A 26,717-nucleotide genomic window follows, 5' to 3' on the forward strand; every position below is an offset into this window, starting at 1 on the left:
GCTAGAGCCTCACAGTCGGCCGGGTGCAGGTCTCCCCCGTCACGTCCACCGTCAGTTCCACCGCGCCCGGCCGACGGCTGACGTACGAGCGGTCCACTCGACATGGATCACCGTGAGATGTGGCGGCCGCGAGTGTCGGGTTTGCCTGACTTGCGGAAGAAGTAGGTGGTGATCTGGTCGCGCCACTCCCCCGCGCAGCGAATCTGTTCGGCGAGAAGGTCCGTCACCCGGGCGTGCAGGGACGGGTCGACCAGGCCGGCGGCCTCCTCCCATCGCCGTCCGGCCTCCACCGCCTGCCCGGCACCCGCGAAATGGGTGTCGTAGATGTGCTGGATGACGGTCGATCCGCTGTGCAGCACGTGGCCGTACGGGACGTGATGGAAGAACAGCAGCAGGTCGTCGGGGCACCGGTCGAGTGACTCGTACACCTCCGACCACGCCGGCGGGTACTGGCCGCTGAAGCCGGTCCCGGTGGCGCGGGTGCGGTCCACGCCGACGCCGTCCCGGTCGGCGAAGTGGTAGGTCCCCCACGGCGTGTACTCGTATCCGTCCACGTCGGGCCCGTAATGGTGCCCGGGGCGGACCATGAATCCGACGCCCAGGGGCGCGGTGTACCGCTCGTAGGTGCGCCACGAGTCGTCCATGATGGTGTGCAGGATGTGCCGCAGCCGCTCCGTTTCTCTGGTCGCCGCAGGCTCCGTGTCCCCCGTCGCCGCCGGCGTGAAGGTGAGGTCGATCCACTCGTCGAGGATCGCCGCCGGGTCGGTCCACGGCGCCCAGGCGAGCCGGCCGAAGGCGTACAGGTTGGCCTGGGCGAGCGGGTGGCCGGTCCAGTAGGGGTCGTCGCCCACGTTGGAGACCCCGACGAGCCCTCCCCCGTTCCCGGAGACTCCCCCGGCGACGTCGGCCACGGCCGGTCCGTCGGGTCCCCAGGGGCGGAAGCCGAGCACCTCGCGCCACATCGGGGCGAGGTAGCAGACGTGCCGCTGCTGTCCGGTGTACTCCTGGGTCACCTGCAGTTCCACCGCCAGGTGGGTGGCGGGCATGGCCGCGATGACCGGTGACACCGGCTCGCGCGCCTGGAAGTCGATCGGGCCGTGCTTCACCTGAAGGATGACGTTGTCGCGGAACCGGCCGTCGAGCGGGGCGAAGTGGTCGTGCGCGGCGCGGGCCCGGTCGGTGGAGCGGTCCCGCCAGTCCTGCCGGTGGTTGTAGACGAAGGCGCGCCAGTGGACGACGCCGCCGAACGGTTCCAGCGCCTCGGCCAGCAGGTTCGCGCCGTCGGCGTGGTCGCGGCCGTACGCGAACGGGCCGGGCTGCCCCTCGGAGTCGGCTTTGACGACGTACCCGCCGAAGTCGGGGATGGTGTCGTACACGCGCTCGGTGACGTCCGCCCACCATTTGCGGACGTCCTCGTCGAGTGGGTCGGCGGACGGCAGCCGCCCGAGGGTGACGGGCGAGGCGAAGCTCACGGACAGGTGGACCCTGATCCCGTACGGGCGCAGCACGTCCGCGATGGCGGCGACGTCGCCGAGCCGGTCGGTCAGCAGGAGGGCCTCTGTGGCGTGGACGTTCACGTTGTTCACGGAGATCGCGTTCACCGCGCACGCGGCCAGCAGCCGCGCGTAGTCCCGCACTCGTGCCAGGTCGCCGCGTGGCGCGCCGTCGCGCCAGAAGAGGGATCCGCCGGCGTAGCCGCGTTCGACCTGGCCCATCACGGGGTGGATGTCGACGTTGTCCCAGTGGTCGAGCATGCGCCGCCGCATGGTGGGCGCGTGGCGTTCGGGTGGCCGCTCTTCTGTGAAGGCCCTTTCGCCGAGTCGTACGACGTGGAACAGGCCGTAGAGCAGTCCGGCGGCGTCGTCGGCGAGCACGGTTGTGACGCCGTGGCGGCGGGCGGTGAGGTATCCCTCGCCGCCGATCGTGTTTGCGGGAGGCCCGGTGGTGCTCCGGAACTCGTCCAGGACCGTCTGGGCGGGGCCGGGCAGCGGCTCGGCCGTGGTGAGCGCGAGCACCAGATCGTACGGCTCGTTCCGGGTGTGGCGATGTACGTGTCCGCCGTACCGGGCGCAGGCGCGCGCCGCCTCGTCGTGCACGGTCTCGGTCAGGAGGCCGTCGCCGAGGACGAGGGTGCGGCGCGAGCCGATGGGGCGGAACGCCTCGGGGGGCAGCCAGGCGGGGTGTGTGCCGGGTGGGTCAGGGCTGGTCATGCGGTTTCGCTGCCGGGTTTCCCTGGACGGTGAACCTTTGCGTGACTTCGGCGATGAGTGGGCGGCTGTTCAGCAGCAGTGCCGCGGCGAACATCGAGGCCAGCAGCGCCGGCGCGGCCTCGGTGGCCACCAGGGTGAGGCCGGCCGCGGCGATGAGGAGGAGGGCGTTGCCCATGGTGACCCGGGGTGAGGAGAACAGGAAGTAGGCGGCCAGGCGGGCGACGTCCCTGGCGCGGAAGGCGAACAGCGATGTGATCACGAGGGCGTTGGCGCCCCAGACGGCGGTTGCCAGCGCGATGAGGACCAGCAGGATGGCCCACCATCCGGGGACGCCGGCGGCGCCGAAGTTGACGAGTGTCGATCCGATGACGGTCAGCCAGGCCAGCGACGGGAGCCAGAGTTTCATCACGCCGCGGACGTTCATCCGGTAGCCGCGCCGGAACGCCGTGGCTGGGTGGAGATCCGTCAGGTCGAGGCGGCGGTGGTGCACCGCGTAGAGCGCGGCGGACAGCGCCGGTCCGGCGGGGAGCGTGCAGGCCGCGGCCAGCGGGAGGTTGGCGGTGTCGTGGTCGAGCAGGACGAGTCCGATGAGGCCGGGCGCGGTGGTGGCCAGGACGAGGAACTCGACCACGAGCAGGGTGTAGGCCAGGGCGGAGGCGCGGGAGAGCGGTCCCTGCCCGAACTGCCGGATCGACGTCTCGGTCATGGGGCGGCTCGGTGGTCGGGGCGGAGCGGGGCCGGGGGGACGTGGTCGGCCGCGTGGAGGGTGGCGTGGGGGGTGGCGCTGGGCATCATCGTCCTTCACTCGCCGTCGGGTGAGGCTCGGGCCGGCCGTGGGACAGGCACGGCCGGCGGGAGCCGGTCAGCCGTGCTCCTTCTTGTAGCGGTCGTAGGCGTTGTTGACGAGGTTGATGTAGGAGGACATGTTCTTCGCCTCGAGTTCCTTGACGTAGGCGTCCCATTCGTCGAAGCTCCGCTTGCCCAGGATGAATTCGAGGGTGTTCTGGGTGGCGTGGTCCTTCAGTGGGGTCTGCCACAGCGCGGCCTGTTCGCGTTCCTCGTCGTTGAGCGGGTGCGGGGGCGCGACGGGCATCGCCTTTCTCGCGTTCATCGTCTTCTGCCATTCGATCTCCTCGTCGGAGAAGGTCGACTGGAGCAGTTCGGTGCTGCCGCCGTAGGCGAAGACGCCGTTGGAGAAGCCGAAGTCCTTCTGCAGGTGCTTGGGTGCGCCGGGGTTGAGGCCGACGAAGTCGACGTCCTTGGCCAGGTGGAACTTGCCGGACGCGTCCTTGGTGTACGTGGTCCCTTCGACTCCCCATTTGGCGAACACCTGGCCCTCGTCGGAGTACCAGAGCCAGTCGATGAACTGCATCATGGCGACGAAGTTCTTGCTGTCGCGGGCCTTCTTGGAGATCATGATGCCGTTCTCCAGGCGGGTGTCGTTGGAGTCGGCCTTGATGGGCCCGAGCGGCCCGACGGGTACCGGGATCTTGACGATCGTGGCCTTGGGGTTCGCCTTCTTCAGGGGCGGGCGGTACTCGTTGACCAGTGTCTGGGCGTTGCCGCTGATGACGAAGGACTTGCCGGAGACGAGCTTCTGGATCGCCTGGTCGTCCTGCTGCGTGAAGCTCTCGGGGTCGAGGAGCTTCTCCCCCACCAGGGTGTGGAGGAACTGCAGCATCTGCTTGTACTGGTCCATCGCGCCGGTGAAGGCGAACTTCTGGGCGGCGGGGTCCCAGGTGATGCCGGTGGTGAAGCCCCAGCCGCCGCGGGCGCCGCTGCCCAGGCCGAAGACCTGGTTCAGCATGGCGCCGCCGGGGGTGGGGATGGACCACCGGTCGGAGTAGGGGTAGGAGTCGGGGTACTCCTCTTTCATCGCCTTGAGCATGCTGTGCACGTCGTCCCAGGTCTGCGGGACCTCCAGCCCGAGCTTGTCGAGGACGTCCGAGCGGACCTCCAGGGTGTAGTCCGCCCAGTAGTCCTCGTGGAGGCCGGGGAGCAGGTAGAAGCGGCCGTCGGCCTGCCGGAGCGTGTCCAGGTCGGGCTGGAGCTTCCACCTGGCGATCTTCTCTTTGAAGTTCGGCATCAGGTCCATGTAGTCGCTGACGGGCAGGACGGAGCCGGAGGCGACGAAGGGGACCTCCTGGCCCGGGTAGGTCTTCGGGATGATCACCGGTGCGTCGCCGGCGCCGATGAGCAGGCTGCGCTTGTTCTCGTAGTCGCTGAGCGGCACCACGTTCGGCTGGAGGGTGACGTTGGTCCGTTTCGTCAGCTCCGACCAGAACAGCCAGTCGTTCTTGATCGGGTAGAACGGGTGGTTGTTGTAGAGGATGCCGAACGAGAGCGGGGCGGTGGCTTTGAACGGCTTGCCGACGGCGTAGTCGGCCATCGCGCCGTCCCGGTTGGCGGCGAAGTCGTCGCCGTTCTTCGTGCCGCCGGAGTCGCCGCCGCTGCTGCAGGCGGCGAGTGCGAGGAAGGCTCCCACGCCGACCATCGCCTGACGCCGGTTGATCTCATACATGTACGGGGGGTCCTTTCCCTTGGGGGGACGGGCTGGGGGAAGCGGAATGAGAGGTCCGGCGTGTCATCCCTTCACCGCGCCGAGCATGACGCCCTTGACGAAGTACCTCTGGACGAAGGGGTAGACCACCAGGATCGGGATGACGGTGAGCACCATCGTCACGGACTTGATGTTGGTGGCCACGGTCAGGTCGGTGGCGTCGGCGCCGACGGACGTGCCCGTGGTGGCGCCGGCGATGAGGTTGCGCAGGTAGACGGTCACGGGGAACAGGTCGCTCTGGCTGAGGTAGAGGAAGGCCGTGAACCAGGAGTTCCAGAACGACACGGCGTAGAACAGGACCATCGTGGCGAGGACCGCTTTCGACAGCGGCAGGACGATCCGGAGCAGGATGCCGTAGGTGCTCATGCCGTCGATCGCGGCGGCCTCCTCCAGTTCGGTGGGCAGGCCTTCGAAGAACGCCTTCATCACGAGGAGGTTGAAGACGCTGATCGCGTTCGGCAGCACGATGGCCCAGATGCTGTCCTTCAGCCCGAGGCTGGAGATGAGGATGTAGTTGGGGATGAGGCCGCCGGTGAAGAACATGGTGAAGACCGCGACCCCGATCAGGAACGTGCGGCCCTTGAGGTGTTTCTTCGACAGGACGTACGCGTAGCACGTGGTCATGACCATGGCGATGGCCGTGGCGACGACGGTGTAGACCACCGTGTTGCGGTAGTTGATCCAGAACGTCGGGTCGGAGGCCACGTACTCGTACGTGCGGAAGGTGAACCCGACGGGGACGAGGTTGACCTTGCCGGAGCGGATGGCGAACTCGTCGCTGAGGGACCGGGCGACGATGTTGACGAAGGGGTACAGGGTCACGACCGCGACGCCGGTCAGGATGATCGCGTTGACGATCCGGAACACGCGGTGGCCCCGGGTCGTGCCGACGTTCACCACAGGCTCGTCCCCACCGTGCGCCGGGAGATCAGGTTCGCCGACATGACGAGGGCCAGCCCGATCACGGCCTCGAACAGGCCGATCGCGGCGGCGTAGCTGAAGCTGTTGGAGACGATGCCCATCCGGTAGAGGTACGTGGAGATCACGTCGGCGGTGGGATACGTCAGCGGGTTGTAGAGCAGCAGGATCTTCTCGAATCCGACGGCCATGAACGTGCCGATGTTGAGGATCAGGAGGGTGACCGCGGTCGGCCGGATGCCGGGTAGGGTCACGTGCCAGACCTGCCGCCACCGGCTCGCGCCGTCGATCCGGGCCGCCTCGTACAGCTGCTCGTCGATCGTGGTGAGCGCGGCGAGGTAGATGATGGTCCCCCAGCCGACCGTCTGCCACATCTCCGAGGAGACGTAGATGGTTCGGAACCACCCCGCCTCCTGCAGGAACGCGATGGGGTCGGTGCCCATGGCCCGCAGGAGCTGGTTGACCGGCCCGTCCACCGACAGCAGCTCCATGACGAGTCCGGCCACGACCACCATCGACAGGAAGTGCGGCAGGTAGGACACCGACTGGACGAGCCGTTTGATCCTCCGGCCGCGCAGCTCGTTGATCAGCAGGGCGAGCACGATCGGCGTGGGGAAGCAGAACAGCAGGGTCAGCACGCCGAGGACCACGGTGTTGGTGAACACCTGCCAGAACGACGGGTCGTTCAGGAACATCCTCACGTAGCGCAGCCCGACCCATTCCTCGCCGAGCACGCTGCCGCCGGGCTCGAACTTCCGGAAGGCGATGACGTTCCCGATCATCGGGAGGTATCGGAAGACCAGGAAGAACAGCAGCGGGAGGACGGCAAGCGAGTAGAGCTGCCAGTCGCGGCGCAGCGCCTGGCGCCAGGTGCGGCGCGGCGGGCGCCGCGCACGGGAGGGGCCGGGTCGCGCGCGTCCGGGATCCCCGGCGTCCGGTGACACGTCGATCGTTCTGGTCGTGCTCATCCTTCTGTGCCTCCGGTGCCCTCCGGCGGATCACGCCGACGGCCGCGGCCACCGCTCGTGACCGGCCCCGCGCCCGGGGCCGAGAGGGGCTGCGGCGCCGCCGTGTCACCCACGCCGACCGGAGGAGAGGGTGACGCGACAAAAAGTTTCGGTGATCCTCAGTAATATTGCGGAAATATAGGCTCACGCCAGAGTCCCGTCAAGGCCGTAGTCAGCCGCCTTTACTCCGGAGTTGAATAAAGCACGCCCGGCCTGGTCTCGGCTTATGTCCGGCCCGGTTCGGTGCTAGAGTTTCGCGAAAATTTCGGAAACAACGAGTGGAACGCGGAACGATGACACCCCCTTCTCCAGCCCGCGGCCCTCGCCCTGCCACCATCGCGTCCATCGCCGCCGAGCTCGGCGTGTCGGTGACCACGGTCTCCAAGGTCCTCAACGGCCGTCCCGACGTGGCCCCCGCCACCCGCAAGCATGTGGAGGCCGGCCTCGCCCGCCACCAGTACCACCGCCGCCTCCGGCGCAGGCCGCTCAAGGGGCATGTCGACCTCGTCTTCCATCAGATGAACTCCATGTGGTCGATGGAGATCATCCGCGGGGTCGACGCCGTCGCCACAGCCGCGCGGATCGAGGTCGTCCTGTCCCAGCTGAAAGGGGCGCACCGGCCGCCGGAGGAGTGGCTGGACGGCGTGCTCGATCACCGGCCTCTCGGCGTGCTGTTCGTCCTGTGCGGCCCGTCCCCGCCGCAGCAGCAGAAGCTGCGGCGGGCGCAGATCCCGTTCGTCGTCGTCGACACCGACGGCGAGATCGCCGAGTCGGTGCCGGTGGTCGGGTCGAACAACTGGGACGGCGGGCTGCTCGCCACCCGCCACCTCCTGGAGCTGGGTCACCGCCGCGTCGCGGTCGTCTCCGGCCCGAAGGACGTGCTGTGCAGCAGGGCGCGGGTCGCCGGGTTTCGGGTCGCCCATGACGAGGCCGGGCTGGTCGTCGACCCGGACCTGGTCAGGTACGGCAACTTCTACGTCGACGCCGGATACGAGCACGCCATGGACCTGCTGACGCGCCCGGACCGGCCGACCGCGATCTTCGCCGGGTCGGACCTGCAGGCGCTCGGCGTCCTGCGCGCGGCCCGGCGGCTCGGGCTCGACGTCCCCGGGGAACTGTCGGTGGTCGGCTACGACAACGTGCCGGTCGCCGACTGGGTCGAGCCCGCCCTCACCACGGTGGACCAGCCGCTGTGCGACATGGCGACGGTCGCGACCCAGATGCTGCTCGACCTGGCCCGCGGCGTGGAGCCGGCCACGAGCCGGATCGACCTCGCGAACGAGCTCGTCGTCCGCAAGAGCACCGCACCCCCCGGCTGAGGAGCACGGTGAACACTTCCTCCCGCCATACGGGCGGGTCCCACTGCTCGGGGTTGTAGTCCCCTTACGCGAGGCCGCCGACGCGGTCCCGGAAGGCCCGCATGCGAGGGTCTGCCACTCGGGTCGTCACCGCGTTCACGACGAGTCAGACGCCGGCGGCGGCATCCTGCCGGGTTCCCGCCGCCGCGTCGGCGGGGACGTCGGGCAGGCACATGGTGATGCCCTGCGGCACGACCTTGATCGTCACTTTCGTGACCCGCTTGCGGGCGCCGCCGTCGAGCTCGTACTCCATGGGCTCGGACAGTTTCACGGTGATCTTCCGGGCACGGGTGATGCGGACGAACGGAGACTTCTCGGCCTTTCCGGCGCTCATGCGGCCGAGCGTGCGGGCCCACTGGATGGGGCCGTCGGCGGTGGTCACGCCCACCTCCAGCCAGCCGTCGTCGAACCGGGCGTCCTCGAACACGTCGATCCCGCCCGTGACGGTGCCGACGTTGCCGACCAGGACGCAGCTCGCGTCGCCCTCGAACCAGTCGGTGTCGTCGATCTTGATGGTCATGGGCGCCGCCGCGCCGCCGACGTGCCGGAGCCCGGTCCAGAAGTACGACAGGCGGCCGAGGCGGTCCTTGAGGCCGCGGTCGGCGTCGGCGATCATCTCGGCGTCGAAGCCGACACCGGCCATGACCGCGAAGTGCTCGCCGTTGATCTTCCCGAGGTCGATCTTCGTACGGCGGCCCTCGAAGCCGATCCGGACGGCTTCGGCGATGTCCTCGGGGATGGACAGGTTGCGGGCGAGCAGGTTAGCGGTGCCGGCCGGGACGACGGCCACGGTGGCGTCGGTGCCGGCGAGCGCGTCGACGCAGCGCTGGACCGAGCCGTCGCCGCCCCAGACGAAGAACAGGTCGGCGCCCTTGTCGAGGGCCTCCTTGGCCTTCTTGGGGGCCTTCTTGCTCTTGGGGACCTCATACCAGAGCAGGTCTTCGATGTCGTATCCCGTGATCACCTTGCGCAGCTCGTCGAGCCCGCCGCCGAGGGTCTTCTTGCGGTGGGCGATGACGGCCACGCGAGGCCGCTTGCCGGGTTTGTGTGCGGCGTCCTTGCCGGGGGCGGCGTCGGTCGCGGCCTCGGCCGTGTGGCCGGCGGCCGGGTCAGCCGTGGCGCCGCCCTTGGCGCCGGTCTGTCGATCAGCCGATTTCACCATGGGCCCACCGCTACCCGATCTCGGCGCGGTTAGGCCCCCGCTCACCGGTCCCTCTCCTCCCCCCGATCCGGGCCGCCGGGCCCCGCCTCCATTCCGTCTCCCCGGCGCGCTCCCCCGGCCCGCCGGTTGTCAGGACAGGTCGTAGTCGAGGGTGTAGTGGTGGCCGTCGTCGGTGATCGTGATCTGCCCCTCCCCTCGCAGGCCGGCCAGCTCGCCCGTGCCGGACGTGGCGACGATCTCCCAGCGCATCCACGGCTTGCCGTCGTCGCCGCCCGCGCTGTGCTGCAGGACGAACGTGCCGGTCCGGCCGCCGAGCGTCCCCTCGACGTGTTCGATGCCGACGTAGGCCGCCGGGCCGGCGGACGTGGTGACGGTGAGGATCTCGGTGGCGCTGGTGCCGTTCAGGTCGCCGGTGAAGGCCTTGCTGATGCGCACGCGGGCGACGGTGGCGCCGGGCTTCTCGTCGGAGGCGACCTCGTCCCAGCCGGTGATGTCGAAGGTTCCGGAAGCGTGATGGGTCATGACCTGAGCGTGCCGTACGTTCCTGTCACCTTCCGTCAGGTACGGCGGGCGCATCGCCCAGGGCGGCCGCCATGGTGACGACGTCCTGGTATTCCCGGATGTGGATCACCTTCCCGTCGCGGACGCGCAGCACGGTGACGAACGCCGCGGCGGCCCGGCGGCCGGCGGGCAGGACGGTGCCGGCGAGCGTGTACTCCGCGACGATCACCTCGGGGTCGGCGGTCTGGTGGACGACGACGTCGCGGAACTCCTCGAACCGGACGGGCAGGGCGGCGCGGGCGGGTCGCGCGAAGGCCTCGAACGCGGCGCGGCCCTCGATGCGCCGGGGACGCCCCGGTGGGCTGAACGGCCATTCGACGACCACGTCGTCGTGCAGGTGGTCGTAGGCCATGTCGCCGGGCGCGTGGTCGAGAACGGAGCGCTGCCAGCGCTCGAACGTCTCGCGTGCGGTGGGCGTCATGCCGTCGTCCTCTCCCGGGAGTGGGCGGGGTGCCGTATAGTCGGAGTCGTGACTCCGCTTAGAAGATACGGAGTAGCTACTCCGTTTGTCAATGGCTGAGGGCCGGGCGCTGCGCGCGGACGCGCGGCGCAACCGGGCGAGGATCCTGGAGGCGGCGGAGGCCGTCTTCGCCGCCCAGGGCGTGTCGGCCTCGACGGAGGACGTGGCGCGCCGGGCGGGCGTCGGCATCGGCACGGTCTTCCGGCACTTCCCCACCAAGGAATCGCTGGTCGAGGAGGTCTTCCTCGGCCGGGTGCGCATGCTCGCGGACAAGGCGGCGGCGCTGTCGGAGGCCGACGCGGGGACGGCGTTCTTCCGCTTCTTCGCGTACGCCGTCGAGCAGGCGGCCACCCAGAACGCGTATGCCGACGTGCTCGCGGAGGCTGCGGCGACGGGCGGCACGGGCGGCGAGGAGGGGGCCGCGCCGTCGGCGGTGGGCCGGGAGCTGGCGGCGGCCCTGGCGGAGCTGCTCGCGCGGGCGCAGCGCGCGGGAGCCGTACGGGCGGACATGGGGGTGGCGGAGCTGGTCGCCCTGCTCATCGGAGCGTCGCGGGCGGCCGAGCACGTGGGTCCGGAGGTGCGGCGGCACACGCTCGACATCGTGTTCGACGGCCTGCGCCCGCATGAATGACGGGGGCGTGAGCGGGAGAAGAAAGTTTGGGCGAATGCCCCCAACCCGGCGACCTAACTCCGTTTCATGACAGATGATCGGACGTATGGTTTCTCCTCGGCCGGTGGCGCCGGCGATGTCCGGCGGATCTGACGCGGCGCTCCCCCGGGGATGCTGACCTCGCCGTTCCCCTCCGAGGACGGGCGGAGGGCGGCTCAACGGCTGTTCGGGTCGGGGGCGACGGCGCCGCGGCGGGCACGGGCCTTCGTCCGCTGCCAGCTGGGGCGGTGGGAGATGCCGCACCTGGCCGACACGGCGGAGCTGCTGGTGTCGGAGCTGGTGACCAACGCGATCCACGCCACGAACACGGCGGCCGGCCCTCCGGTCGCCTCGTCGATGTTCCCGGTGGCGCTGCGGACGGTCGCCCTGCGCCTGCGGGTCTCCCGCGGCCCGCGCCGCCTGGTCATCGAGGTGTGGGACGGCGGGGAGGGCGAGCCGGTCCCCGCGCGGGGCGGCGCGCTGGACGAGCGTGGCCGGGGCCTCGCCCTCGTGGAGAACCTGGCGGAGAGGTGGGGCCACTTCAACGCCCCCGACCGCGGCAAGATCGTGTGGTGCGAGCTGTCCGTCAGCCGTCCCGCGCCCCTCCCCTCCCCCGGCGTCCGCGATCCTGAAGAACCCGGTCCTGAAGAACCAGGTCCCGGCGCGCCCGGTCCGCGCCGCGGTCCGGTACGGCCGGCCGCCACCACCGCCACCACCGCCACGGACGCGGTTCCGGAGACCGCGGCCGCCGGGCGGATGGCGGATCCCGTCGCAGCGCCGCCGCCGACCGGAAACCGCGAGGAGGGCGAGACGCCGGGGGCGCTGCCGCGGCGGGTCCGCAGCCGCCCGAGAGCCGAACGGGCCGAAGGCCCGGACGCGGCGACGCTGCTGCGCGTGCTGGAGGGCCTGCGCGCGCTCGAGTGACGCCCTCCGCCGTACGGGTCGGGCCGGGGGAACGTGTCAGGGGACGACGGTGACCGGCCACCGGCCGGCGCGCACCAGCCGCACCGCGACCGAGCCGATGAAGCGGTGGCCCGCCTGCGCGGAGGCGCCGACCACGACGGCGTCGGCGCGCAGTTCGTCGGCCACCCGGGTCAGGACGGCCGAGGGCTCCCCCTGCTCGGTGCGGAAGGCGTAGGGCACGTGGGTGTCGGACTCGGCGGCGAACCGCTCCACCCTCTCCCGCAGTTCGGTCGCGTACTCCTCGCCCGCCTCGATGGCCGACACAGTGGCGGCCGGCAGCAGAGTGGTCACCGCGCCGAGACCGGTGACGTGCACGAGGACGACCTTGGAGCCCTGCCGGCGGGCCAGCCCCCAGGCGTACGCGGTGGCGCGCAGGGAGGTGTCGGAGCCGTCGATGCCCACGACGATCACTTGGGGGCCGTCGGTGCCGATCTCGAAGGCGCTCATGTCTGTGAGCCTACGACCACAGGGTTCGGCCGTCGTCACGCCCCGGGAGGTGAGGGCGGTGCGCCCGGCCGGGGAGCGCCGGTGGGCCCGGCGCGGGTTAGAGGGGCCGGGCGGACGGGGAGTCCAATAACCAGTTGCGGAAATGTCGGGGGCGTTCGTTAGGGTCTCGGTTCGTGGCTGACCAACCCATGATTTTCGCTCGCGGCCTGGTCAAACGCTTCGGGGACTTCACCGCCGTCGACGGGATCGACCTGGAGGTGGCGCCGGGCGAGGCCTTCGGCTTCCTGGGGCCCAACGGGGCCGGGAAGTCCTCGACCATGCGCATGATCGGGTGCGTGTCCGTGCCCACGGCCGGTGAGCTGAGGATCCTGGGCATGGATCCCGTACGGGACGGCACCCGGATCAGGGCGCGGCTCGGGGTGTGCCCCCAGCTGGACAACCTGGACCCGGACCTGACCGTCCGGGAGAACCTGACGACCTACGCGCGCTATTTCGGGCTGTCGCGGGCGGAAAGCCGCAGGCGGGCCGATGAGCTGCTGGAGTTCGTGCAGCTGAGCGACCGGGCGGGCGGCAAGGTGGAGCCGCTGTCGGGCGGGATGAAGCGGCGGCTGACGATCGCGCGGGCGATGGTCAACGAGCCCGACGTCGTGCTGCTGGACGAGCCGACCACCGGTCTCGACCCGCAGGCGCGTCACCTGCTGTGGGAGCGGCTGTTCCGGCTCAAGCAGCGCGGCACGACGCTCGTGCTGACGACGCACTACATGGACGAGGCCGAGCAGTTGTGCGACCGCCTCGTGGTCATGGACGGCGGGCGGATCGTCGCCGAGGGGTCGCCCCGCGCGCTCATCGAGACCTACTCCACCCCCGAGGTGCTCGAGCTGCGCTTCCCGGACGGGCTCGACGCCAATCCGCAGTACGCGGCCAGGCTCGAGGGGGTCGGCAAGCGGGTCGACCCGCTGCCCGACCGGGTGCTCGTGTACGTCGAGGACGGCGACGTGGCGCTGGCCGAGGTGCACCGGCGGGGGCTGACACCGTCCAGCGCGCTGGTGCGCCGCTCGACGCTGGAGGACGTGTTCCTGCACCTGACCGGCCGGACGTTGGTGGACTGACATGGTGGTGGCGAGAGGCTCGCTGCACCCCACACTGGCGGTGCTGGGGCGGCATCTGACCTTGTACCGGCGTCTGTGGCAGGCGTCGGTGTTCTCCTCGTTCGTCCTGCCGGTGCTGTTCCTGCTGAGCATCGGAATCGGGGTCGGCGGCTACGTCGGCACGGTGCAGGGGGTCGACTACCTGTCGTGGATCGTGCCGGGCGTGCTGGCGTCCACGGCGTTCCAGCTGGCGATGGGTGAGTCCACCTACTCGGTGCTGGGCGACTTCAAGTGGGTGCGCGCCTACCACGCGATGCGGGCGACGCCGGTGCAGCCGGTGGACATGGTGCGCGGCCACCTGCTCTACCTGATCTTCCGGGTGGAGGCGTCGGTCCTGGCGTTCCTGCTGGTGGTGGTGTTCTTCGGCGGGCTGCACTCGCCGTGGGCGCTGGTGACGCCGCTGGTGTGCGCGCTGCTGACCGCGGCGACGGCCGCGCCGGTGATGGCGTTCGCCGCCCGGATCGACCACGACAGCTACTTCGCGATGCTGTTCCGTTTCGTGCTGATCCCTTCGACGCTGTTCGCCGGGGTGTTCTTCCCGGTGGAGCAGCTCACGTTCGGGCTGCGCCTGCTGGCGTACGCGTCCCCGTTGTGGCACGCGGTCGAGCTGTGCCGGGCGGCGACCCTCGGCCGTTCCCCCGCCTGGCCGGTTCCCGTGCACGTCGGTTACCTGCTGCTGTGGGCCGCCCTCGGGCTGTTCCTCGCGGTGCGGTCCTTCCGCCGGAGGCTCGAAGACTGATGATGACGACACTCGTGGTCTCCCGGGTCTCCCCCAATCGGGTCGGCGCCGTGGTCAACCGCAATGTGGGGGCGCTGCGCTCGGGGCCCGCGTACTGGATCGTGCTGGTGTCGGGCTTCTTCGAGCCGCTGCTGTACCTGCTGTCGATCGGCGTCGGAGTCGGCGCCCTGGTCGGGAACCTCACGGTCGGCGGGCGGACGATGGAGTACGCCTCGTTCGTCGCCCCGGCCATGCTCGCGGTGTCGGCCATGTCGGGCGCGCTGTCGGAGACGACGTTCAACTTCTTCTTCAAGCTGAAGTACATGAAGACGTTCGAGGCGGTGCTGGCGACGCCGGTGCGGCCCATCGAGATCGCGGTCGGCGAGCTGATCTGGGCGATCGTCCGCGGCTCGGTCTACACGGCGATCTTCCTGGTCGTGATGGTGGCGCTGGGCCTGACGTCGCCGGTGGGGGCGCTGGCGGCGTTCCCGGCGACGGTGCTGGTGGGTCTCGGCTTCGGCGGCGTCGGCATGGCGATCAGCACGCTGATGCGCGGCTGGCAGGACTTCGACCTGCTCAGCACCGGCCAGTTCGCGTTGTTCCTGTTCTCCGGGACGTTCTCCCCCGTGCAGAACTACCCGGCCGGGCTGGAGATCCTCATCCAGGTGACGCCGCTGTACCACGCGGTCGAACTGGTGCGCGGCCTGTGCATCGGAGTGATCGAGCCGTCGATGCTCGTCCACGTGGCGTACCTGGCCGCGATGGCGGTGGGCGGGCTCTGGTTCGCGGCCCGCCGCCTGGAGAAGACCCTCTGCGAGTGACGGCCGTCCCGGTCCGCCGGCACCACAAGCCCTGACACCGCATCGTCTGACCCCCGCGTGCGATGACCCCGCATACGAAGGGGACGGCCGGGGGCGTGGGCGGCCTGCCTGGTACACGCGCTTGGTACACGCGCTTGGTACACGCCCGCGAACGAGCGCCAGTGCCGTGACGGCTTCCTGCGCCGGAGCCGGGAGGTGCTGCGGCCGGAGCCGGGAGGTGCTGCGGCCGGAGCCGGGAGGTGCTGCGGCCGGAGCACCGCCCACGGCACACCCAGACACGCACACCCAGACGCAGGCCGATCGCACGCCCGGTGGCGATGGGCACGCCCCCCCGCGCCGCCAGCCGCACAGGCCTGGCGCACGCCCGGTGGCACGACGCGAGGGGGGCATACTGCGAGACATGTACGAGGAGCGGACCTCGCGGGTGCCCGGAGCGGTGGTGTGGCGGCGCACCTCCGACACCGCAGCCACCTCCGACACCGCAGCCACCTCCGACACCGCAGCCACCTCCGACACCGCAGCCACCTCCGACACCGCCGGAGACGCCCGGGTGCTGCCCGACGGCTGCATGGACCTGATCTGGGTCTCCGGCGAGCTGCTCGTGGCCGGGCCCGACACCGTGGCCCATCTGGTCCCCCACCAGCGGGACGTGCGGTACGTCGGGTTGCGCTTCGCGCCCGGGACCGCGCCGGCGCTTCTCGGCGTGCCGGCTGTCGAGCTGCGCGACCGGCGGGTCCCGCTCGACGACCTGTGGCCGTCCGCGGAGGCACGGCGGCTGCGGGAGCGGGCCGGAGAGGCGGCCGATCCCGCGGCCGCACTGGAGGACGCCGTCCTCCCGCGCCTCGCCGCCGAGGGCCGCGGCACGGTCGTCAGGGGTGAGCCGACCCTCGTGGACGCGGTCATGGCCGGAGTGCGGGACGGCCGGTCGGTCCGGGAGACCGCGGCGGACGCCGGGCTGAGCGAGCGGCACCTCCACCGGCGGTGCCTCGACGCGTTCGGGTACGGGCCGAGGACGCTCGGCCGGATCCTGCGGCTGAACCGCGCCCTCGACCTCGCTCGCGGCGGCACGCCCTTCGCGGACGTGGCCGCCGTCACCGGGTACGCGGATCAGGCCCATCTGTCCCGTGAGGTCAGGTCGCTGACCGGTGTCCCGCTCTCAGTCCTCCTCGCCGCTCCCTGACCCGGCCCGGCGGGCGGGCGGTTCAGGAGGCAGGCGGTTTAGGAGGGCAGCGGGGCGAACAGGTCGACGCCGTTGCCGTCGGGATCGTGGACGACGGCGTAGCGCTGGCCCCAGAACGCGTCCCACGGTTCGTGGTGGCCGTCGTACCCCGCTTCCACGAGGGACGCGTAGAGGCGGTCGACGTCCTGCGGGCTGTCGCACCGGAAGGCGAGGCCCACCCGGGCGCTGCCGGTGGGCGGGGTCCACGCGGGGTCGAAGCTGTGGATGGTCTCGATGGTGTCCCACGACAGCCGCAGACCGCCCGGCAGCCCGGCCTCGACGTGCGGCTCGGTGTCGGCCTCGGCGGGGACGTCCAGGCCGAGGCGGCGGTAGAACGCGAGGGATTTCGCCATGTCGGCCACGATCAGGCCGATGACGGAGAACTCGATAGCCATGCCCGCCACCGTAGGGCCCTCCGCTGGGACGCGTCTTGAACGTATCGGACACACCGAACCGGCGGACGAGATCACTCGGCGATGTCGGGGATGTCCTCGACGGCGAAGGGGGTGACGGTCACGACGGCGGCGACGGGGATCGGGCCGTAGATGTGCGGGAACGCCTCGCTCATGCCGTCCGGCACCTCGAACCTGACCGGGGCGCCGAGCCGGTCGACGTCGATGTGCAACAGGACGAGGGGCTCGGCGACGTCGCGGTAGAAGCGGCGGGCGACGCCGAAGGCCTGCTCGAGGTCGGCGGAGGCGTGGATGAAGCCCTCCTCCTCCAGGGTCCGGCCCAGCGTGGACACCCGGTACTCGCCGGCCCGGACGGCCTCGGCCCAGTCGCCGGCGAGGGCGAGATGGAAGATCATGGGTCGAGCCTACGGCCCGGCCGGATGGAGGCGAGCGCGCGGGCCACCACGTCGCGGGCCCGTTCACGCGACTCGGGGCGGGCCTCCACCACGTCCTCCAGCCACAGGCCGGACAGCAGGGTGGTCACGAAGCGGACCTCGGAGCGGCCGCTGGGGTAGCCCGCCCGTTCGAGGACGTGCTCGACGATGTCGTCGCACCCGTCGGTCCAGGCGCGCGCGATGCTCTGCAGGGCGGGGTCGCGGCCGGCCTGCAGGTAGAGCTCCCACAGGCCGAGCTGGCGCGGCCGGTCGAAGGCGTACGCCTCGGCGAGGACGTCGGCCAGCGCGTCGAGCGCCCCGGGCGGCAGCGTCTCCAGCGAGGCGCGCATCTGGGTGAGCTCCCGCTCGACGAGCAGCGCGAACGCCGAGGCCAGCAGGTCGTCGCGGCAGGAGAAGTAGTAGGAGGTGGCGGCGAGCGGCAGCCCGGCCCGCTGGGCGACCGCGCGGTGGGTGACGGCCGCGAAGCCGCCCTCCCCCATGAGGTCGACGGCGGCGTCCAGCAGGGCCTCGCGGCGGCGCACCGCGCGTTCCTGCGGCCGTCGCCGGGTGCCCCGCTCGCGCTCGGCGTCCCCGACGGACCGCGAGGCCGCCCCCGCAAGCCCCTCCGACACCGGCTGCCTGACCGAGGGCGTGACCGAGGCCGACGGCGGCTGCGGGGCCGGGGGCGAGGCCGACGGCGACGCCGGCTGCGGGGCCGGCTGCCTGACCGGGGGCGTGAGCTGGGTGGTCCGGTGCTGGTCCGGCACGAGCTGGTCCTCCGCTCCGTCCATCTGCGCGTCACCCCTGCCGGTACGGCCGGGTGGTTGGCCGCCGCCCAGCTGTGATCGCCCGGCGGTTTGCCCCACCTTCGGGTCAAACGCCGCCGAGGTCAAACGACACCGTTCACCGTTCAGTGCGAGCCGGCCAGGTTGAGGACGACCACCCCGCAGATGATCAGGACGATGCCGGCGGCCTTCGTGATGTTCATGCTCTCACCGAGGAACACCGTGCCGATCATGGCGATGGCGGCCGTGCCGATGCCCGCCCAGACCGCGTACGCGATGCCGACGGGCATCTTCAGCTTGAGGGCCCAGGCCAGCAGGACGAACGAGGCGATGTATCCGATGGCGACGACGACGGTCCAGCCCAGGCGGCTGAGCCCGTCGCTCAGCTTGAGGGCGGAGGTGGCCATGACCTCGGAGGCGATCGCGGCGACGAGCAAGAGCCAGGCCATGGGGACCTCCCGTTAAACGGTACGCTTGTCCCACTTTAGATGGCTCCCCTTCTTCCGGCGAGAGGACCCCCGACCAGGCGCTCCAGGATCGTGGCAGCTCACTCGGGAGGTCGTGCCGCCATCCACACTCCCGCATCCGCTGCACGAACTCCTCGTTACTCGCTGCGGTGAGCGGATCGGCTTGAGCTTGTACCCTCGGCGTCCCCGTGAAGCTTGCCCGTCACCCGCTGCACACGCTCGTGGCCGGAGTCGATCTCCCGCACCTGGCGCTGCGGCCCAGGCCGGGAGACCCGTTCCGCCACAGGAGGCAGAGGCGCAGCCCTGCTGTGAGACCCGACGCCTCTCATCGCGATGCGTCTCCAATCGTCGGCGATGCGCCTTCTACAAGCGGGGGCAGGCCAAGTACGCCGGAAAGGGCTAATAGGGCTGGCCAGGGCAGTTCAAGGGGTCTGGCCTGGGTGCTGGTTCGAGCTTGGGGATGTACGTGGAGGACGACGGGTGCTCATGGACAATGAGCCGCCCGAGTCCTGGCCGTGGAGCAGCGCAGGTCCTATTTATTCCTTAATGTTCGCTTCTTCCCTATCTGGAAATGAGCAGGTGTAAGGCGAGGGAGGGAGGGGTGGGATGCGGATCGTTGTGGACCTCACCCGCTGCCAGGGCTATGCGCAGTGCGTGTTCCTCGCGCCGCAGGTGTTCCACCTGCATGGGGAGGAGGCGCTGCTGTATGACCCGGCCGTTCCCGACGATCAGTTGGAGCGCGTGCGCCAGGCCGCGGCGGCCTGCCCGGTCCAGGCCATCCTCCTCGGCGAGGAGGTGAGCGCGGGTGGCCAGTGACCTGCGGGAGGGCCGGATCGTCATCGTCGGCGCGTCGCTGGCCGGGCTGCGGGCCGCCGAGGCGCTGCGCGAGGAGGGTTTCACCGGCTCGCTGACCGTGGTGGGGGATGAGCCCTATCCGCCCTATGACAGGCCGCCGCTGTCCAAACAGGTGCTGCTTGGCCTGGCGGCGGCGGACGCCACCGGGCTGCCGATGAGGCGCGACCCGGACGCCCACTGGCGGCTCGGGGTGCGGGCCACCGGTCTGGATCCCCTCGGAAAACGGGTGATGCTGGCCGACGGCGAGTCGCTGCCCTTCGACCGGCTGCTGATCGCGACCGGGACCCGGGCGCGGCCCTGGCCCAACCCGGAGGAGGCCGCTCTTGACGGGGTGTTCACCCTGCGCACCTGCGTTGACGCCGGACGGCTGGCCGAGCGGCTGGCCGCCACGCCGCGGCGGGTGCTGGTGATCGGCGGCGGCTTCACCGGCTCGGAGATCGCCTCGGCCTGCCGGGAACGGGGCCTGGAGGTCACAGTCACCGAGCGCGGGCCCGCACCCCTGGTGGGCGCGCTCGGCGGCACCTTGTCGAAGCTCGCCGCTGGAATGCAGCGAAACCACGGCGTGGACCTGCGCTGCGGGGCGACGGTCACCGCCCTACGCGGAGACGCGAACGGCCGGTTCACGGGTGCGGACCTGTCCGACGGCAGCCACCTCGACGCGGACGTGTGCGTCGTCGCGCTGGGGGCGGTCCGCAACGTCGAATGGCTGGCCGACTCCGGGCTGGCAGCGGGCCCGCGCGGGATCGCCTGCGACGCCGGGTGCCGGGCCTTCGACATGTACGGGATCGTCAGCGACGACGTCTTCGTCGCCGGTGACGTTTCCCGCTTCCCTCATCCGCTGTTCGAGTACCAGATGCTCTCGTTGGAGCACTGGGGCAACGCGGTCGCACAGGCCGAGGTGGCGGCCTACAACATGGTCAATCCGGGGCCGCTGCGGCGTCCCCACCTTGCGCTGCCGACGTTCTGGTCGAGCCAGTTCGGGCTCAACATCAAGTCGGTGGGCGTCCCCGCCTTCTCCGACCAGATCGTCCTTGCGCAGGGCTCGCTGGAGGAGCGCCGTCTGGCTGTGGTGTACGGCTACCGAGGCCGGGTCACCGCCGCGGTCACCGTCAACATGGCCAAGTCGCTCGAGTACTACCAGCACCTGATCGAGACCGCCGCCCCGTTCCCGCCGGCGCCCGGCGCGGCGGACCGTCCGGCCGCAGCCGAGCTCACGCTTCCCTCCGATGTGCCAGATCCGAAGGGCCTTTCGCACAGTCCCACCGTCGCGCTCACCGGTCACCTTCCCGACCGCCGGCTGACCGTGGTGCGGCCTGACTGACCCTTCCGCCCGTCCACGAGGAGCCGAGACCATGACTGCCGACACCCTGCTGGGACAGATCACCGACTACGCCAACCGCCCCAACCCCTACCCCCTGTACGCGGAACTGCGCGAAGCCGGTCCCGTGGTGCGGCAGGCAGACGGCAGCTACCTCATCGGCACCTACCACGAGATCACCGCCCTGCTCCACGACCCGCGGATCAGCGCCGATCCCCGCAGCCGTCCGACTGCCCCCGTCGACCTGCCTGAGGAGGCGCCGCAGCCTCCCTTCCTGCGGCTCGACGACCCCGAGCACCACAGGCTGCGCACCCTGTGCATGCGACCGTTCGGTCCCCCGCACAGCTCCGGCCGGATCGATGCCATGCGCGCCCAGATCACCGAACTCACCGAAGAACTGATCAAAGGGCGCCAAGGCCGCACCCGGATCGACATCGTCGACGACTTCGCCTACCCGCTGCCCGTCACGGTGATCTGCCGGCTGCTCGGCGTCCCGCGCGAAGACGAGCCGCTGTTCCGGCAATGGTCCGACGCGATCGTCGCCTCCGCCGACGTCACACCCGAGGAGGACACCACCGAGCGAGACAGGGCCGGCCGGCAGGCCCGGATCGAGATGGGCCGGTACCTGGTGGACCTTGCCGAGCAGCGTCGCGGCCATCCCGGTGACGACATGCTGTCCGCCTTCATCAACGAACCGGACCCGGCCATGCGGCTCACCCGCGAGGAACTGGCGGAAACCGCCATCCTGCTGCTCATCGCCGGACACGAGACCACGGTCAACCTGATCACCAACGGGGTCCTCACGCTGCTGCGCCACCCCGATCAGCTCGACCGGCTGCGCCGCGACCCCGGCCTGCTGCCCGGAGCGGTGGAGGAACTGCTGCGCTACGAGCCCCCGGTGCACATGCGCGAGCGCACCCCCCTCGCCGACGTCGACGTCGCCGGCTTCCGTATCCCCAAAGGCGCGCCCCTGGTGCTCGTGCTCGCCTCAGGCAGTCGCGACCCCAAACGGTTCCACGAGCCTGACCGGTTCGACCCCACCCGCCCGGACAACCAGCATCTCGGCTTCGGCAGCGGCATACACCTGTGCTTTGGCGCACCACTCGCACGGATCGAAGCCCACACCGCACTCGGCGCGCTGATCCCCCTCCTCGGCACCGCAACCTTGGCCCAGGACCCGCCCCCCTACCGTCGCAACGCCATGCTGCGCGGACCCCGCCATCTCCCCATCGAGGTGCAACCACTCGCCTGACCATCGGCGCGAGCCGGCTGCCGATGGCCGCCGAGCCGCCGCGGCGGCTGTATGGGCTTCCTGGCCGTGTGATCGCCGTTCCAGGCGAGCCCGCCATTGCCTCCCGCTGCTTGCCCTGGCGGGTCACGCGCCGGGCCAGCTCCACCACCTGGCGCTTGCGATTGCGTTGGCCGCGAGTCACGCGGCCGTGCGCTGCGCCGTCGTCGACGACCCCGATCGCCTCCGCCCGGCGCTCGGCCCGGCGCAGCTTCGCCAAGGTCCGGCCGATCCGTCAGCGCAGCACCCCGCCCAGATCGGCCGCGTTGGCGACCCGCGTCCGCCGCGCCTCGACGGCTGCGGAACGGCGGGGACACTTGGCGTAGGGGTCGAATGCGTGTTCTACTGATCTCCATGCGTCGCGACGCGTCCCCCGGCCCGGCGGCCGGTCCCCTGGTGCGGCCTGCGCAGCAGCAGGCGCTGCTCGACCAGAGCCCCACCCGCCCGCGGATCGAACGGCAGGCGGTCACCCGGGTGTTCGACGGCATCACCTGCTATGAGGTGCCCGCCCGTACGGCGATCGACCACGTCCCCGAGGCCGCCGAGCTGCCGTTCCGGTGGGCGGCGAGCCCCTACCGCGGGTGCGAGTCCGGCTGCCGATACTGCGCGGGCCGCCGGGGCCACCGCTACCTCGGCCTCGACCCTGCCGAAGACTTCGCGACGAGCATCGTGGTGAAGACCACCCTGGCCGACCGGCTGCGCCGTGAGCTGGCCTCGCCCCGATGGGCGGGCGAGCCGGTCGCGCTCGGGGTGGCCGGCGACTGCTACCAGCCGGCCGAGGAGACCTACCGGCTGATGCCGGGGGTGATCCGGGCGCTGGCCGACGCGGCCAACCCGTTCACCGTGCTCACCAAGAGCCCGCTCGTCCTGCGCGACCTCGACCTGTTACGCGACGCCGCGAAGGTGACCGAGGTCGGGGTGCTGGTCTCGGTGGGCTTCGTGGACGACCGCGTACGGCGGGCGGTCGAGCCGGGCGCCGCGAGCCCGCAGCGGCGCCTGGAGGTGTGCGCCGCCCTCAACGACGGGGGTATCCCCTGCGGGGTGCTGATGGCCCCGATCCTGCCGCTGATCACCGACTCGGCCGACCACCTTCAGGCGACGGTCCGGCGGGCCGCCGAGGCGGGGGCGGTCAGCGTCACGCCCGTCGTGCTGCGGCTGCCCTCGGGGGCCCGCGAGACGTACCTGGCCTGGCTGGAGCGGGAGCACCCGGGCCTGGTCCCCCGCTACCAGGCGCTGTACGGCAAGGGGCAGGTGGCCGAGGAGGGCTACCGGCGCCGGGTGGCCGAGCAGGTGCGGGCGCTGGCCGAGGCGTACGGCATCGGGCGCTCGGCCCGCCGCTGGCGCCGCCGCCGCACGCCCACCCGCCAGCTCGCCCTGGTCTGAACCCCCGCCGGCGACGGACTTGCGTGCCGCTCGCAGTTAACTTATAACTTGAGTAGGAAGTTTCCTTCAAGAACTCTCGCAAGAGGAGGTTGCACGATGCTCCTGACGTCGATCGACCCCTTCGTCCAGGAGTTCGAGCGCCAGTTCGACCGGCTGGCCCGTTCGGCCTTCGGTGCGACCGACAGCGGCCGCGGGGTCATGCCCCTGGACGGGATCCGCCGCAAGGACGAGGTCGTGCTCCGCTTCGACCTGCCGGGCGTCGACCCCGGCAGCGTCGAGGTGACCGTGGACCGCGGCGTACTGAGCGTGACGGCCCGCCGCGAGGAGGAGCTCGCCGCCGACGACCGGATGTTCGTCAGGGAACGGCTGATGGGCCAGTTCACCCGCCGCGTCTACCTGTCGGAGCACCTCGACAGCGAGCGGATCGAGGCCGACTACGCCAACGGCGTGCTCACCCTGCGCATCCCCGTCCTGGAGCAGGCCAAGCCACGCAAGATCGAGATCCGCGGCGGTGACCGCAAGGCCATCCGCGCCTGACCGGCCTTCGTCCCTCGGCACCGCCGAAGTCACGGGCCGGCGCCCCCACGGCGCCGGCCCGCCGTCGTACCCAGGACCCGATTGGAGGTGACGAGTGCTTCCCCTGCCCATCGACGACGAGCACGCGCCGCTGTACTCGGTCGGCCAGGTGGCCGACATGCTGGAGGTGCAGCAGGCGTTCCTGCGGCGGCTCGACGAGTTCGCGGTCGTGCGGCCCCACCGGTCCGCCGGAGGGCAGCGCCGCTACTCCCGCCACGACATCGGCCGGGTCCGGTACGTCGTGGGCCTCGTCGGCGAGGGCATGACGCTGAACGCCGTCCGCCGCATCCTGGAGCTGGAGCAGGAGGTGCGGCGCCTCAACGCGGAACTCGACGAGGCCCGCCGGTTCCTCGCCGGCCCGAGCGCAGACCCGAGCGCAGACCCGAGCGCAGACCCGAGCGCAGACCCCCGTCGAGACTCCGGCACGGACTCCGGCACAGGTCGCACATCCGACTGACGCCGGCCGACACGCCCCGGGGACGAGGCCGGCCGCGGCGGGGGGCTGGAAAACCGGTCGACCCGCGGGAGAGCCGGCCGGTAGCGTCCCCGGCGTGAACGTCCTCAGCGATGCCGACCTCGACCGTTTCGTCGCCGAGGGGTACCTCAAGCTCGAGGAGGCCTTTCCCCGGGCCGTCGGCGACCGCATCCGCCGTTCCCTGTGGGAGCGGATGGGGCTGTCCCCCGATCGGCCGGAGGAGTGGACGCGGCCGGTGGTCTGGACTCTCGACGACACCGGGGAGGGCCCGTTCGGCGAGGCGATGGGCAGCCCGCGGCTGGCGGCCGCGCTGGACCGGATCGCCGGCGGCTGGGTCCCGCGCGGCGCTCCCGGCATGACGCCCGTCCGCTTCCCCCACCCCGACGACTCCGGCGACACCGGCTGGCACATCGACCAGAACGACCCCGGCCCCGAGGGCCGCTGGGGCGTCGTCACCGCCCGGCCGCACACGCTGCTCCTGCTGTTCCTGTACTCCGAGGTCGGGCCCGACGACGCCCCCACCCGCATCCGCGTCGGGTCCCACCTCGACGCCGCCCGCGTGTTGGAGCCGTACGGCGAGAAGGGCCTGGAGTTCTTCGCCTCCGGGCCTCTCCTGGACGAGGCCAGCGCCCACCGTCCCCTCGCGTACGCCACCGGGCTCCCGGGTGACGCGTTCCTGTGCCACCCGTTCCTGGTCCACGCCGCCCAGCGGCACCGCGGGACCCGGCCGCGGTTCATGTCCCAGATGCCGATCTTCCTGTCCCGGCCGCTGACCGCCGCGGACCCGACGCCGCTCGGCCGCGCCGTACGGGCGGCGTTGAGCGGCTGACGGGCGGCCGACGGCGCCAGGCCCCGGCGGTCTCAGAGCGCGGTCTGAGAGCGCGGTCTCAGTCTCACGACCGGGTGAGCGTCCCGGTCACCACGGTGGCGTTCAGCTCGTCGGAACGGGCCAGGCGCGGCACCAGCCAGGCGGCCGCGACGGCCTCCAGGGCGGCCGGCGCCTGGCGCTCGCTCGTCTCCAGCAGCAGGCTGCCGCCGGGGGCCAGCCACGCCGGGGCTTCGGCGATCACCCGCCGCACCACGGCCAGGCCGTCCGTCCCGCCGTCGAGCGCGACGTGCGGCTCGTGCTCGCGGGCCTCGGCCGGCAGCAGCCGGATCTCCCCGGTCGGCACGTACGGCGCGCAGGCGACCACCACGCCGGCTCGTCCGCGCAGGCGGGCGGGCAGCGGCGCGTACAGGTCGCCCTCGTGGACGTGGCCGCCCAGCGCGGCCAGGTTGCGGCGGGCGCAGCGGACGGCGGCGGGGTCCACGTCGACCGCGTGAAGCTCGACCCCTCCGACGGCGGCGGCGATCGCCGCGCCGATCGCGCCGGTCCCGCAGCACAGGTCGACGACGACGGCGCCGGGCCGGGCCAGGGCCTCCGCCTCGGCGACCAGGAACTCGGTGCGGCGGCGGGGGACGAACACCCCGGGATCCACGCTCACGCGCAGGCCGTGGAACTCGGCCCAGCCGAGGACCTGTTCGAGCGGCAGGCCGGCGGCCCGCCGTTCCACCATGGCGGCGACGTCATCGGGGGTGCGTGCGGTGGCGACGATGAGCTCGGCCTCGTCCTCGGCGAACACGCAGCCCGCGGCGCGGAGCCTGTCGACGACGGCGGTGAGGGGGCGAGGGGATGGGGAAAGCGACATGAGAGCCTTTCGGAAACGCCGAAGGATGCTCTCCCGGTCCCCTTATGCCTGGAGGACCGTGCGGTCGTGAGAGGAGAGCACCCGACCTGCCAAAGCGGTAATGGGTCTCACCTCCCTAGGCCGACGCGTCCGGACCGACGTCCGGCGACGGCAACAGTACCAGCGACCGGAAAAGGCCGTCGCCGTCGGGGGTGACCTCCAGTGCGCGGGTGCCCTCCCGCCGGCGCAGCAGGCCCCGCTCCAGCAGTCCGTCGAGCAGCGCGTCGCCCAGGACGCCGCCCAGGTGGGGGCGGTTCTCGCTCCAGTCGAGACAGGGGTAGGCGAGGCGGCGCCGTCCCGCGGCGAGGCCGCCCAGGTCGACGCCGAGGCGGGCGAAGGCGTCCGGAGCCGCGGCCAGCACCTCGACCCGGTCGCCGGCGGCGGCGATCGCGCCCGCGGCGGCGAGGTGGTCGAACACGGCCACCCCGAGCCGCCCGGCGAGGTGGCCGTAGCAGGCGCGGGCCAGCGTGATGGGCGACAGCGGCGCCTCCACCGGCTCCGGCGCCGTCTCCTCCCCCGCGGTCAGCGCGCGCAGGGCCGCGAGGACCCGCCGTACGCCCTCTCCGCGCAGCGCGTAGACGGCCTGCCGGCTCTGGCGGGTGACCGAGACGAGCCCCGCCTCGCGGAGGACGGCCAGGTGGTTGCCGAGCCGCGACCCGGACACGCCGAGCGAGACGGCCAGCTCCGACGCCGTACGGGGAGCGGCGGCCAGCAGGTCGAGCGCGGCCAGGCGCAGCGGGTCGGCCAGCCCCTGCGCGCGGGCGGCCATCTCCTCCGCGGTCGGGCCGCGGCCCGTGTGCGCCACGCGGCCATCGT

At 71.5% G+C, this 26,717-nt stretch carries 29 protein-coding genes; 14 read left to right on the plus strand and 15 right to left on the minus strand.

The annotated features are described in order from the left end of the window. Positions 1 to 107: 107 nt before the first annotated feature. The 5 genes from Mco01_RS27065 to Mco01_RS27085 form a co-directional block, all read right to left on the minus strand. Positions 108 to 2,210, minus strand: a complete 2,103-nt coding sequence (locus tag Mco01_RS27065) for an alpha-glucuronidase (RefSeq protein ID WP_204059682.1) — start codon at positions 2,208 to 2,210, stop codon at positions 108 to 110. Further along, a complete protein-coding gene (locus tag Mco01_RS27070) occupies positions 2,197 to 2,916 on the minus strand; it encodes a hypothetical protein (RefSeq protein ID WP_204059683.1) in 720 nt (239 codons plus the stop codon). Before Mco01_RS27070 ends, Mco01_RS27065 begins: the two co-directional genes overlap by 14 nt. Before the next feature lie 156 nt (positions 2,917 to 3,072). Then, positions 3,073 to 4,731: an ABC transporter substrate-binding protein gene (locus Mco01_RS27075; RefSeq protein ID WP_204059684.1), complete on the minus strand. Its 1,659-nt coding sequence runs from the start codon at positions 4,729 to 4,731 to the stop codon at positions 3,073 to 3,075. A gap of 63 nt (positions 4,732 to 4,794) precedes the next feature. Next, complete coding sequence (locus Mco01_RS27080; protein ID WP_239103943.1) at positions 4,795 to 5,667, minus strand: carbohydrate ABC transporter permease; 873 nt, start codon at positions 5,665 to 5,667, stop codon at positions 4,795 to 4,797. After that, a complete protein-coding gene (locus Mco01_RS27085) occupies positions 5,664 to 6,656 on the minus strand; it encodes an ABC transporter permease (protein ID WP_204059686.1) in 993 nt (330 codons plus the stop codon). The genes Mco01_RS27080 and Mco01_RS27085 overlap by 4 nt, the downstream gene beginning before the upstream one ends. 332 nt (positions 6,657 to 6,988) lie before the next feature. Between Mco01_RS27085 and Mco01_RS27090 the strand changes: the two genes are divergently transcribed. Further along, positions 6,989 to 8,014, plus strand: coding sequence for a LacI family DNA-binding transcriptional regulator (locus Mco01_RS27090; RefSeq protein ID WP_204059687.1), 1,026 nt, complete (start codon positions 6,989 to 6,991; stop codon positions 8,012 to 8,014). A gap of 145 nt (positions 8,015 to 8,159) precedes the next feature. On the opposite strand, the gene Mco01_RS27095 is transcribed toward Mco01_RS27090, so the two are convergent. The 3 genes from Mco01_RS27095 to Mco01_RS27105 form a co-directional block, all read right to left on the minus strand. Then, positions 8,160 to 9,215, minus strand: a complete 1,056-nt coding sequence (locus Mco01_RS27095) for a diacylglycerol/lipid kinase family protein (protein ID WP_204059688.1) — start codon at positions 9,213 to 9,215, stop codon at positions 8,160 to 8,162. A gap of 129 nt (positions 9,216 to 9,344) precedes the next feature. Then, positions 9,345 to 9,737, minus strand: a complete 393-nt coding sequence (locus Mco01_RS27100) for a DUF3224 domain-containing protein (protein WP_204059689.1) — start codon at positions 9,735 to 9,737, stop codon at positions 9,345 to 9,347. A gap of 25 nt (positions 9,738 to 9,762) precedes the next feature. After that, positions 9,763 to 10,197, minus strand: a complete 435-nt coding sequence (locus Mco01_RS27105) for a nuclear transport factor 2 family protein (protein ID WP_204059690.1) — start codon at positions 10,195 to 10,197, stop codon at positions 9,763 to 9,765. 91 nt (positions 10,198 to 10,288) lie between these two features. Between Mco01_RS27105 and Mco01_RS27110 the strand changes: the two genes are divergently transcribed. Together Mco01_RS27110 and Mco01_RS27115 are read left to right on the plus strand one after the other, a co-directional pair. Beyond that, entirely contained in the window at positions 10,289 to 10,867 is a 579-nt protein-coding gene (locus tag Mco01_RS27110) for a helix-turn-helix domain-containing protein (RefSeq protein ID WP_204059691.1), read from the plus strand. Positions 10,868 to 11,017: 150 nt separating this feature from the next. Next, positions 11,018 to 11,809, plus strand: a complete 792-nt coding sequence (locus tag Mco01_RS27115) for an ATP-binding protein (protein ID WP_204059692.1) — start codon at positions 11,018 to 11,020, stop codon at positions 11,807 to 11,809. 36 nt (positions 11,810 to 11,845) lie between these two features. Here Mco01_RS27115 and Mco01_RS27120 read toward each other — a convergent pair whose 3' ends face one another. Next, positions 11,846 to 12,295, minus strand: a complete 450-nt coding sequence (locus Mco01_RS27120; protein ID WP_204059693.1) for a universal stress protein — start codon at positions 12,293 to 12,295, stop codon at positions 11,846 to 11,848. A 188-nt stretch (positions 12,296 to 12,483) separates the two neighbouring features. On the opposite strand from Mco01_RS27120, the gene Mco01_RS27125 reads away from it, so the two are divergent. The 4 genes from Mco01_RS27125 to Mco01_RS27140 all read left to right on the plus strand — a co-directional run bounded on the left by Mco01_RS27125 (position 12,484) and on the right by Mco01_RS27140 (position 16,162). Beyond that, on the plus strand, positions 12,484 to 13,404 hold the full coding sequence (locus Mco01_RS27125) for an ABC transporter ATP-binding protein (RefSeq protein ID WP_204059694.1): 921 nt from the start codon (positions 12,484 to 12,486) through the stop codon (positions 13,402 to 13,404). A gap of 1 nt (position 13,405) precedes the next feature. Next, positions 13,406 to 14,182: an ABC transporter permease gene (locus Mco01_RS27130; protein WP_204059695.1), complete on the plus strand. Its 777-nt coding sequence runs from the start codon at positions 13,406 to 13,408 to the stop codon at positions 14,180 to 14,182. A gap of 2 nt (positions 14,183 to 14,184) precedes the next feature. Then, positions 14,185 to 14,982 carry an ABC transporter permease gene (locus Mco01_RS27135; RefSeq protein WP_204059696.1) on the plus strand — a complete coding sequence of 266 codons (798 nt, stop codon included), beginning with the start codon at positions 14,185 to 14,187 and terminating at the stop codon, positions 14,980 to 14,982. Between the two features lie 400 nt (positions 14,983 to 15,382). Then, complete coding sequence (locus Mco01_RS27140) at positions 15,383 to 16,162, plus strand: helix-turn-helix transcriptional regulator (RefSeq protein ID WP_204059697.1); 780 nt, start codon at positions 15,383 to 15,385, stop codon at positions 16,160 to 16,162. Between the two features lie 38 nt (positions 16,163 to 16,200). On the opposite strand, the gene Mco01_RS27145 is transcribed toward Mco01_RS27140, so the two are convergent. The 4 genes from Mco01_RS27145 to Mco01_RS27160 form a co-directional block, all read right to left on the minus strand. After that, positions 16,201 to 16,596 carry a VOC family protein gene (locus Mco01_RS27145; protein WP_204059698.1) on the minus strand — a complete coding sequence of 132 codons (396 nt, stop codon included), beginning with the start codon at positions 16,594 to 16,596 and terminating at the stop codon, positions 16,201 to 16,203. Positions 16,597 to 16,667: 71 nt separating this feature from the next. Beyond that, a complete protein-coding gene (locus tag Mco01_RS27150; protein ID WP_204059699.1) occupies positions 16,668 to 17,009 on the minus strand; it encodes a DUF952 domain-containing protein in 342 nt (113 codons plus the stop codon). Next, positions 17,006 to 17,818 carry a TetR/AcrR family transcriptional regulator gene (locus Mco01_RS27155; RefSeq protein WP_204059700.1) on the minus strand — a complete coding sequence of 271 codons (813 nt, stop codon included), beginning with the start codon at positions 17,816 to 17,818 and terminating at the stop codon, positions 17,006 to 17,008. The genes Mco01_RS27150 and Mco01_RS27155 overlap by 4 nt, the downstream gene beginning before the upstream one ends. A gap of 119 nt (positions 17,819 to 17,937) precedes the next feature. Beyond that, positions 17,938 to 18,261 carry a DMT family transporter gene (locus Mco01_RS27160; RefSeq protein ID WP_036318984.1) on the minus strand — a complete coding sequence of 108 codons (324 nt, stop codon included), beginning with the start codon at positions 18,259 to 18,261 and terminating at the stop codon, positions 17,938 to 17,940. A gap of 624 nt (positions 18,262 to 18,885) precedes the next feature. On the opposite strand from Mco01_RS27160, the gene Mco01_RS27165 reads away from it, so the two are divergent. The 7 genes from Mco01_RS27165 to Mco01_RS27195 all read left to right on the plus strand — a co-directional run bounded on the left by Mco01_RS27165 (position 18,886) and on the right by Mco01_RS27195 (position 25,003). Beyond that, a complete protein-coding gene (locus tag Mco01_RS27165) occupies positions 18,886 to 19,095 on the plus strand; it encodes a ferredoxin (RefSeq protein ID WP_204059701.1) in 210 nt (69 codons plus the stop codon). After that, positions 19,085 to 20,455 (plus strand): NAD(P)/FAD-dependent oxidoreductase, encoded by a 1,371-nt coding sequence (locus Mco01_RS27170; RefSeq protein WP_239103944.1) that lies wholly within the window; start codon positions 19,085 to 19,087, stop codon positions 20,453 to 20,455. The genes Mco01_RS27165 and Mco01_RS27170 overlap by 11 nt, the downstream gene beginning before the upstream one ends. A gap of 31 nt (positions 20,456 to 20,486) precedes the next feature. Beyond that, a complete protein-coding gene (locus Mco01_RS27175) occupies positions 20,487 to 21,704 on the plus strand; it encodes a cytochrome P450 (RefSeq protein ID WP_204059702.1) in 1,218 nt (405 codons plus the stop codon). Between the two features lie 390 nt (positions 21,705 to 22,094). Continuing rightward, the gene (locus tag Mco01_RS27180; RefSeq protein ID WP_204059703.1) at positions 22,095 to 23,123 is read left to right on the plus strand and encodes a radical SAM protein; all 1,029 of its coding nucleotides are present in this window, start codon (positions 22,095 to 22,097) and stop codon (positions 23,121 to 23,123) included. 96 nt (positions 23,124 to 23,219) lie between these two features. Further along, positions 23,220 to 23,660: an Hsp20/alpha crystallin family protein gene (locus tag Mco01_RS27185; protein WP_204059704.1), complete on the plus strand. Its 441-nt coding sequence runs from the start codon at positions 23,220 to 23,222 to the stop codon at positions 23,658 to 23,660. A 94-nt stretch (positions 23,661 to 23,754) separates the two neighbouring features. After that, a complete protein-coding gene (locus Mco01_RS27190) occupies positions 23,755 to 24,156 on the plus strand; it encodes a MerR family transcriptional regulator (RefSeq protein WP_239103945.1) in 402 nt (133 codons plus the stop codon). Positions 24,157 to 24,250: 94 nt separating this feature from the next. Beyond that, the gene (locus tag Mco01_RS27195; protein ID WP_204059705.1) at positions 24,251 to 25,003 is read left to right on the plus strand and encodes a phytanoyl-CoA dioxygenase family protein; all 753 of its coding nucleotides are present in this window, start codon (positions 24,251 to 24,253) and stop codon (positions 25,001 to 25,003) included. A 64-nt stretch (positions 25,004 to 25,067) separates the two neighbouring features. On the opposite strand, the gene Mco01_RS27200 is transcribed toward Mco01_RS27195, so the two are convergent. Both Mco01_RS27200 and Mco01_RS27205 read right to left on the minus strand, forming a co-directional pair. After that, positions 25,068 to 25,862 (minus strand): putative protein N(5)-glutamine methyltransferase, encoded by a 795-nt coding sequence (locus Mco01_RS27200; protein ID WP_204059706.1) that lies wholly within the window; start codon positions 25,860 to 25,862, stop codon positions 25,068 to 25,070. Between the two features lie 115 nt (positions 25,863 to 25,977). After that, positions 25,978 to 26,706 (minus strand): ArsR/SmtB family transcription factor, encoded by a 729-nt coding sequence (locus Mco01_RS27205; RefSeq protein ID WP_204059707.1) that lies wholly within the window; start codon positions 26,704 to 26,706, stop codon positions 25,978 to 25,980. Positions 26,707 to 26,717: the final 11 nt, after the last annotated feature.

Source organism: Microbispora corallina (genome assembly GCF_016863035.1).
GTDB classification, from domain to species: domain Bacteria; phylum Actinomycetota; class Actinomycetes; order Streptosporangiales; family Streptosporangiaceae; genus Microbispora; species Microbispora corallina.

Coding starts and splice junctions, on each gene's coding strand:
- Mco01_RS27065 (WP_204059682.1), bottom strand. CDS start 2,210: ATGACCAGCCCTGACCCACCCGGCACACACCCCGCCTGGCTGCCCCCC.
- Mco01_RS27070 (WP_204059683.1), bottom strand. CDS start 2,916: ATGACCGAGACGTCGATCCGGCAGTTCGGGCAGGGACCGCTCTCCCGC.
- Mco01_RS27075 (WP_204059684.1), bottom strand. CDS start 4,731: ATGTATGAGATCAACCGGCGTCAGGCGATGGTCGGCGTGGGAGCCTTC.
- Mco01_RS27085 (WP_204059686.1), bottom strand. CDS start 6,656: ATGAGCACGACCAGAACGATCGACGTGTCACCGGACGCCGGGGATCCC.
- Mco01_RS27090 (WP_204059687.1), top strand. CDS start 6,989: ATGACACCCCCTTCTCCAGCCCGCGGCCCTCGCCCTGCCACCATCGCG.
- Mco01_RS27095 (WP_204059688.1), bottom strand. CDS start 9,215: ATGGTGAAATCGGCTGATCGACAGACCGGCGCCAAGGGCGGCGCCACG.
- Mco01_RS27100 (WP_204059689.1), bottom strand. CDS start 9,737: ATGACCCATCACGCTTCCGGAACCTTCGACATCACCGGCTGGGACGAG.
- Mco01_RS27105 (WP_204059690.1), bottom strand. CDS start 10,197: ATGACGCCCACCGCACGCGAGACGTTCGAGCGCTGGCAGCGCTCCGTT.
- Mco01_RS27110 (WP_204059691.1), top strand. CDS start 10,289: ATGGCTGAGGGCCGGGCGCTGCGCGCGGACGCGCGGCGCAACCGGGCG.
- Mco01_RS27115 (WP_204059692.1), top strand. CDS start 11,018: ATGCTGACCTCGCCGTTCCCCTCCGAGGACGGGCGGAGGGCGGCTCAA.
- Mco01_RS27120 (WP_204059693.1), bottom strand. CDS start 12,295: ATGAGCGCCTTCGAGATCGGCACCGACGGCCCCCAAGTGATCGTCGTG.
- Mco01_RS27125 (WP_204059694.1), top strand. CDS start 12,484: ATGATTTTCGCTCGCGGCCTGGTCAAACGCTTCGGGGACTTCACCGCC.
- Mco01_RS27130 (WP_204059695.1), top strand. CDS start 13,406: ATGGTGGTGGCGAGAGGCTCGCTGCACCCCACACTGGCGGTGCTGGGG.
- Mco01_RS27135 (WP_204059696.1), top strand. CDS start 14,185: ATGACGACACTCGTGGTCTCCCGGGTCTCCCCCAATCGGGTCGGCGCC.
- Mco01_RS27140 (WP_204059697.1), top strand. CDS start 15,383: ATGTACGAGGAGCGGACCTCGCGGGTGCCCGGAGCGGTGGTGTGGCGG.
- Mco01_RS27145 (WP_204059698.1), bottom strand. CDS start 16,596: ATGGCTATCGAGTTCTCCGTCATCGGCCTGATCGTGGCCGACATGGCG.
- Mco01_RS27150 (WP_204059699.1), bottom strand. CDS start 17,009: ATGATCTTCCATCTCGCCCTCGCCGGCGACTGGGCCGAGGCCGTCCGG.
- Mco01_RS27155 (WP_204059700.1), bottom strand. CDS start 17,818: ATGGACGGAGCGGAGGACCAGCTCGTGCCGGACCAGCACCGGACCACC.
- Mco01_RS27160 (WP_036318984.1), bottom strand. CDS start 18,261: ATGGCCTGGCTCTTGCTCGTCGCCGCGATCGCCTCCGAGGTCATGGCC.
- Mco01_RS27165 (WP_204059701.1), top strand. CDS start 18,886: ATGCGGATCGTTGTGGACCTCACCCGCTGCCAGGGCTATGCGCAGTGC.
- Mco01_RS27175 (WP_204059702.1), top strand. CDS start 20,487: ATGACTGCCGACACCCTGCTGGGACAGATCACCGACTACGCCAACCGC.
- Mco01_RS27180 (WP_204059703.1), top strand. CDS start 22,095: ATGCGTCGCGACGCGTCCCCCGGCCCGGCGGCCGGTCCCCTGGTGCGG.
- Mco01_RS27185 (WP_204059704.1), top strand. CDS start 23,220: ATGCTCCTGACGTCGATCGACCCCTTCGTCCAGGAGTTCGAGCGCCAG.
- Mco01_RS27200 (WP_204059706.1), bottom strand. CDS start 25,862: ATGTCGCTTTCCCCATCCCCTCGCCCCCTCACCGCCGTCGTCGACAGG.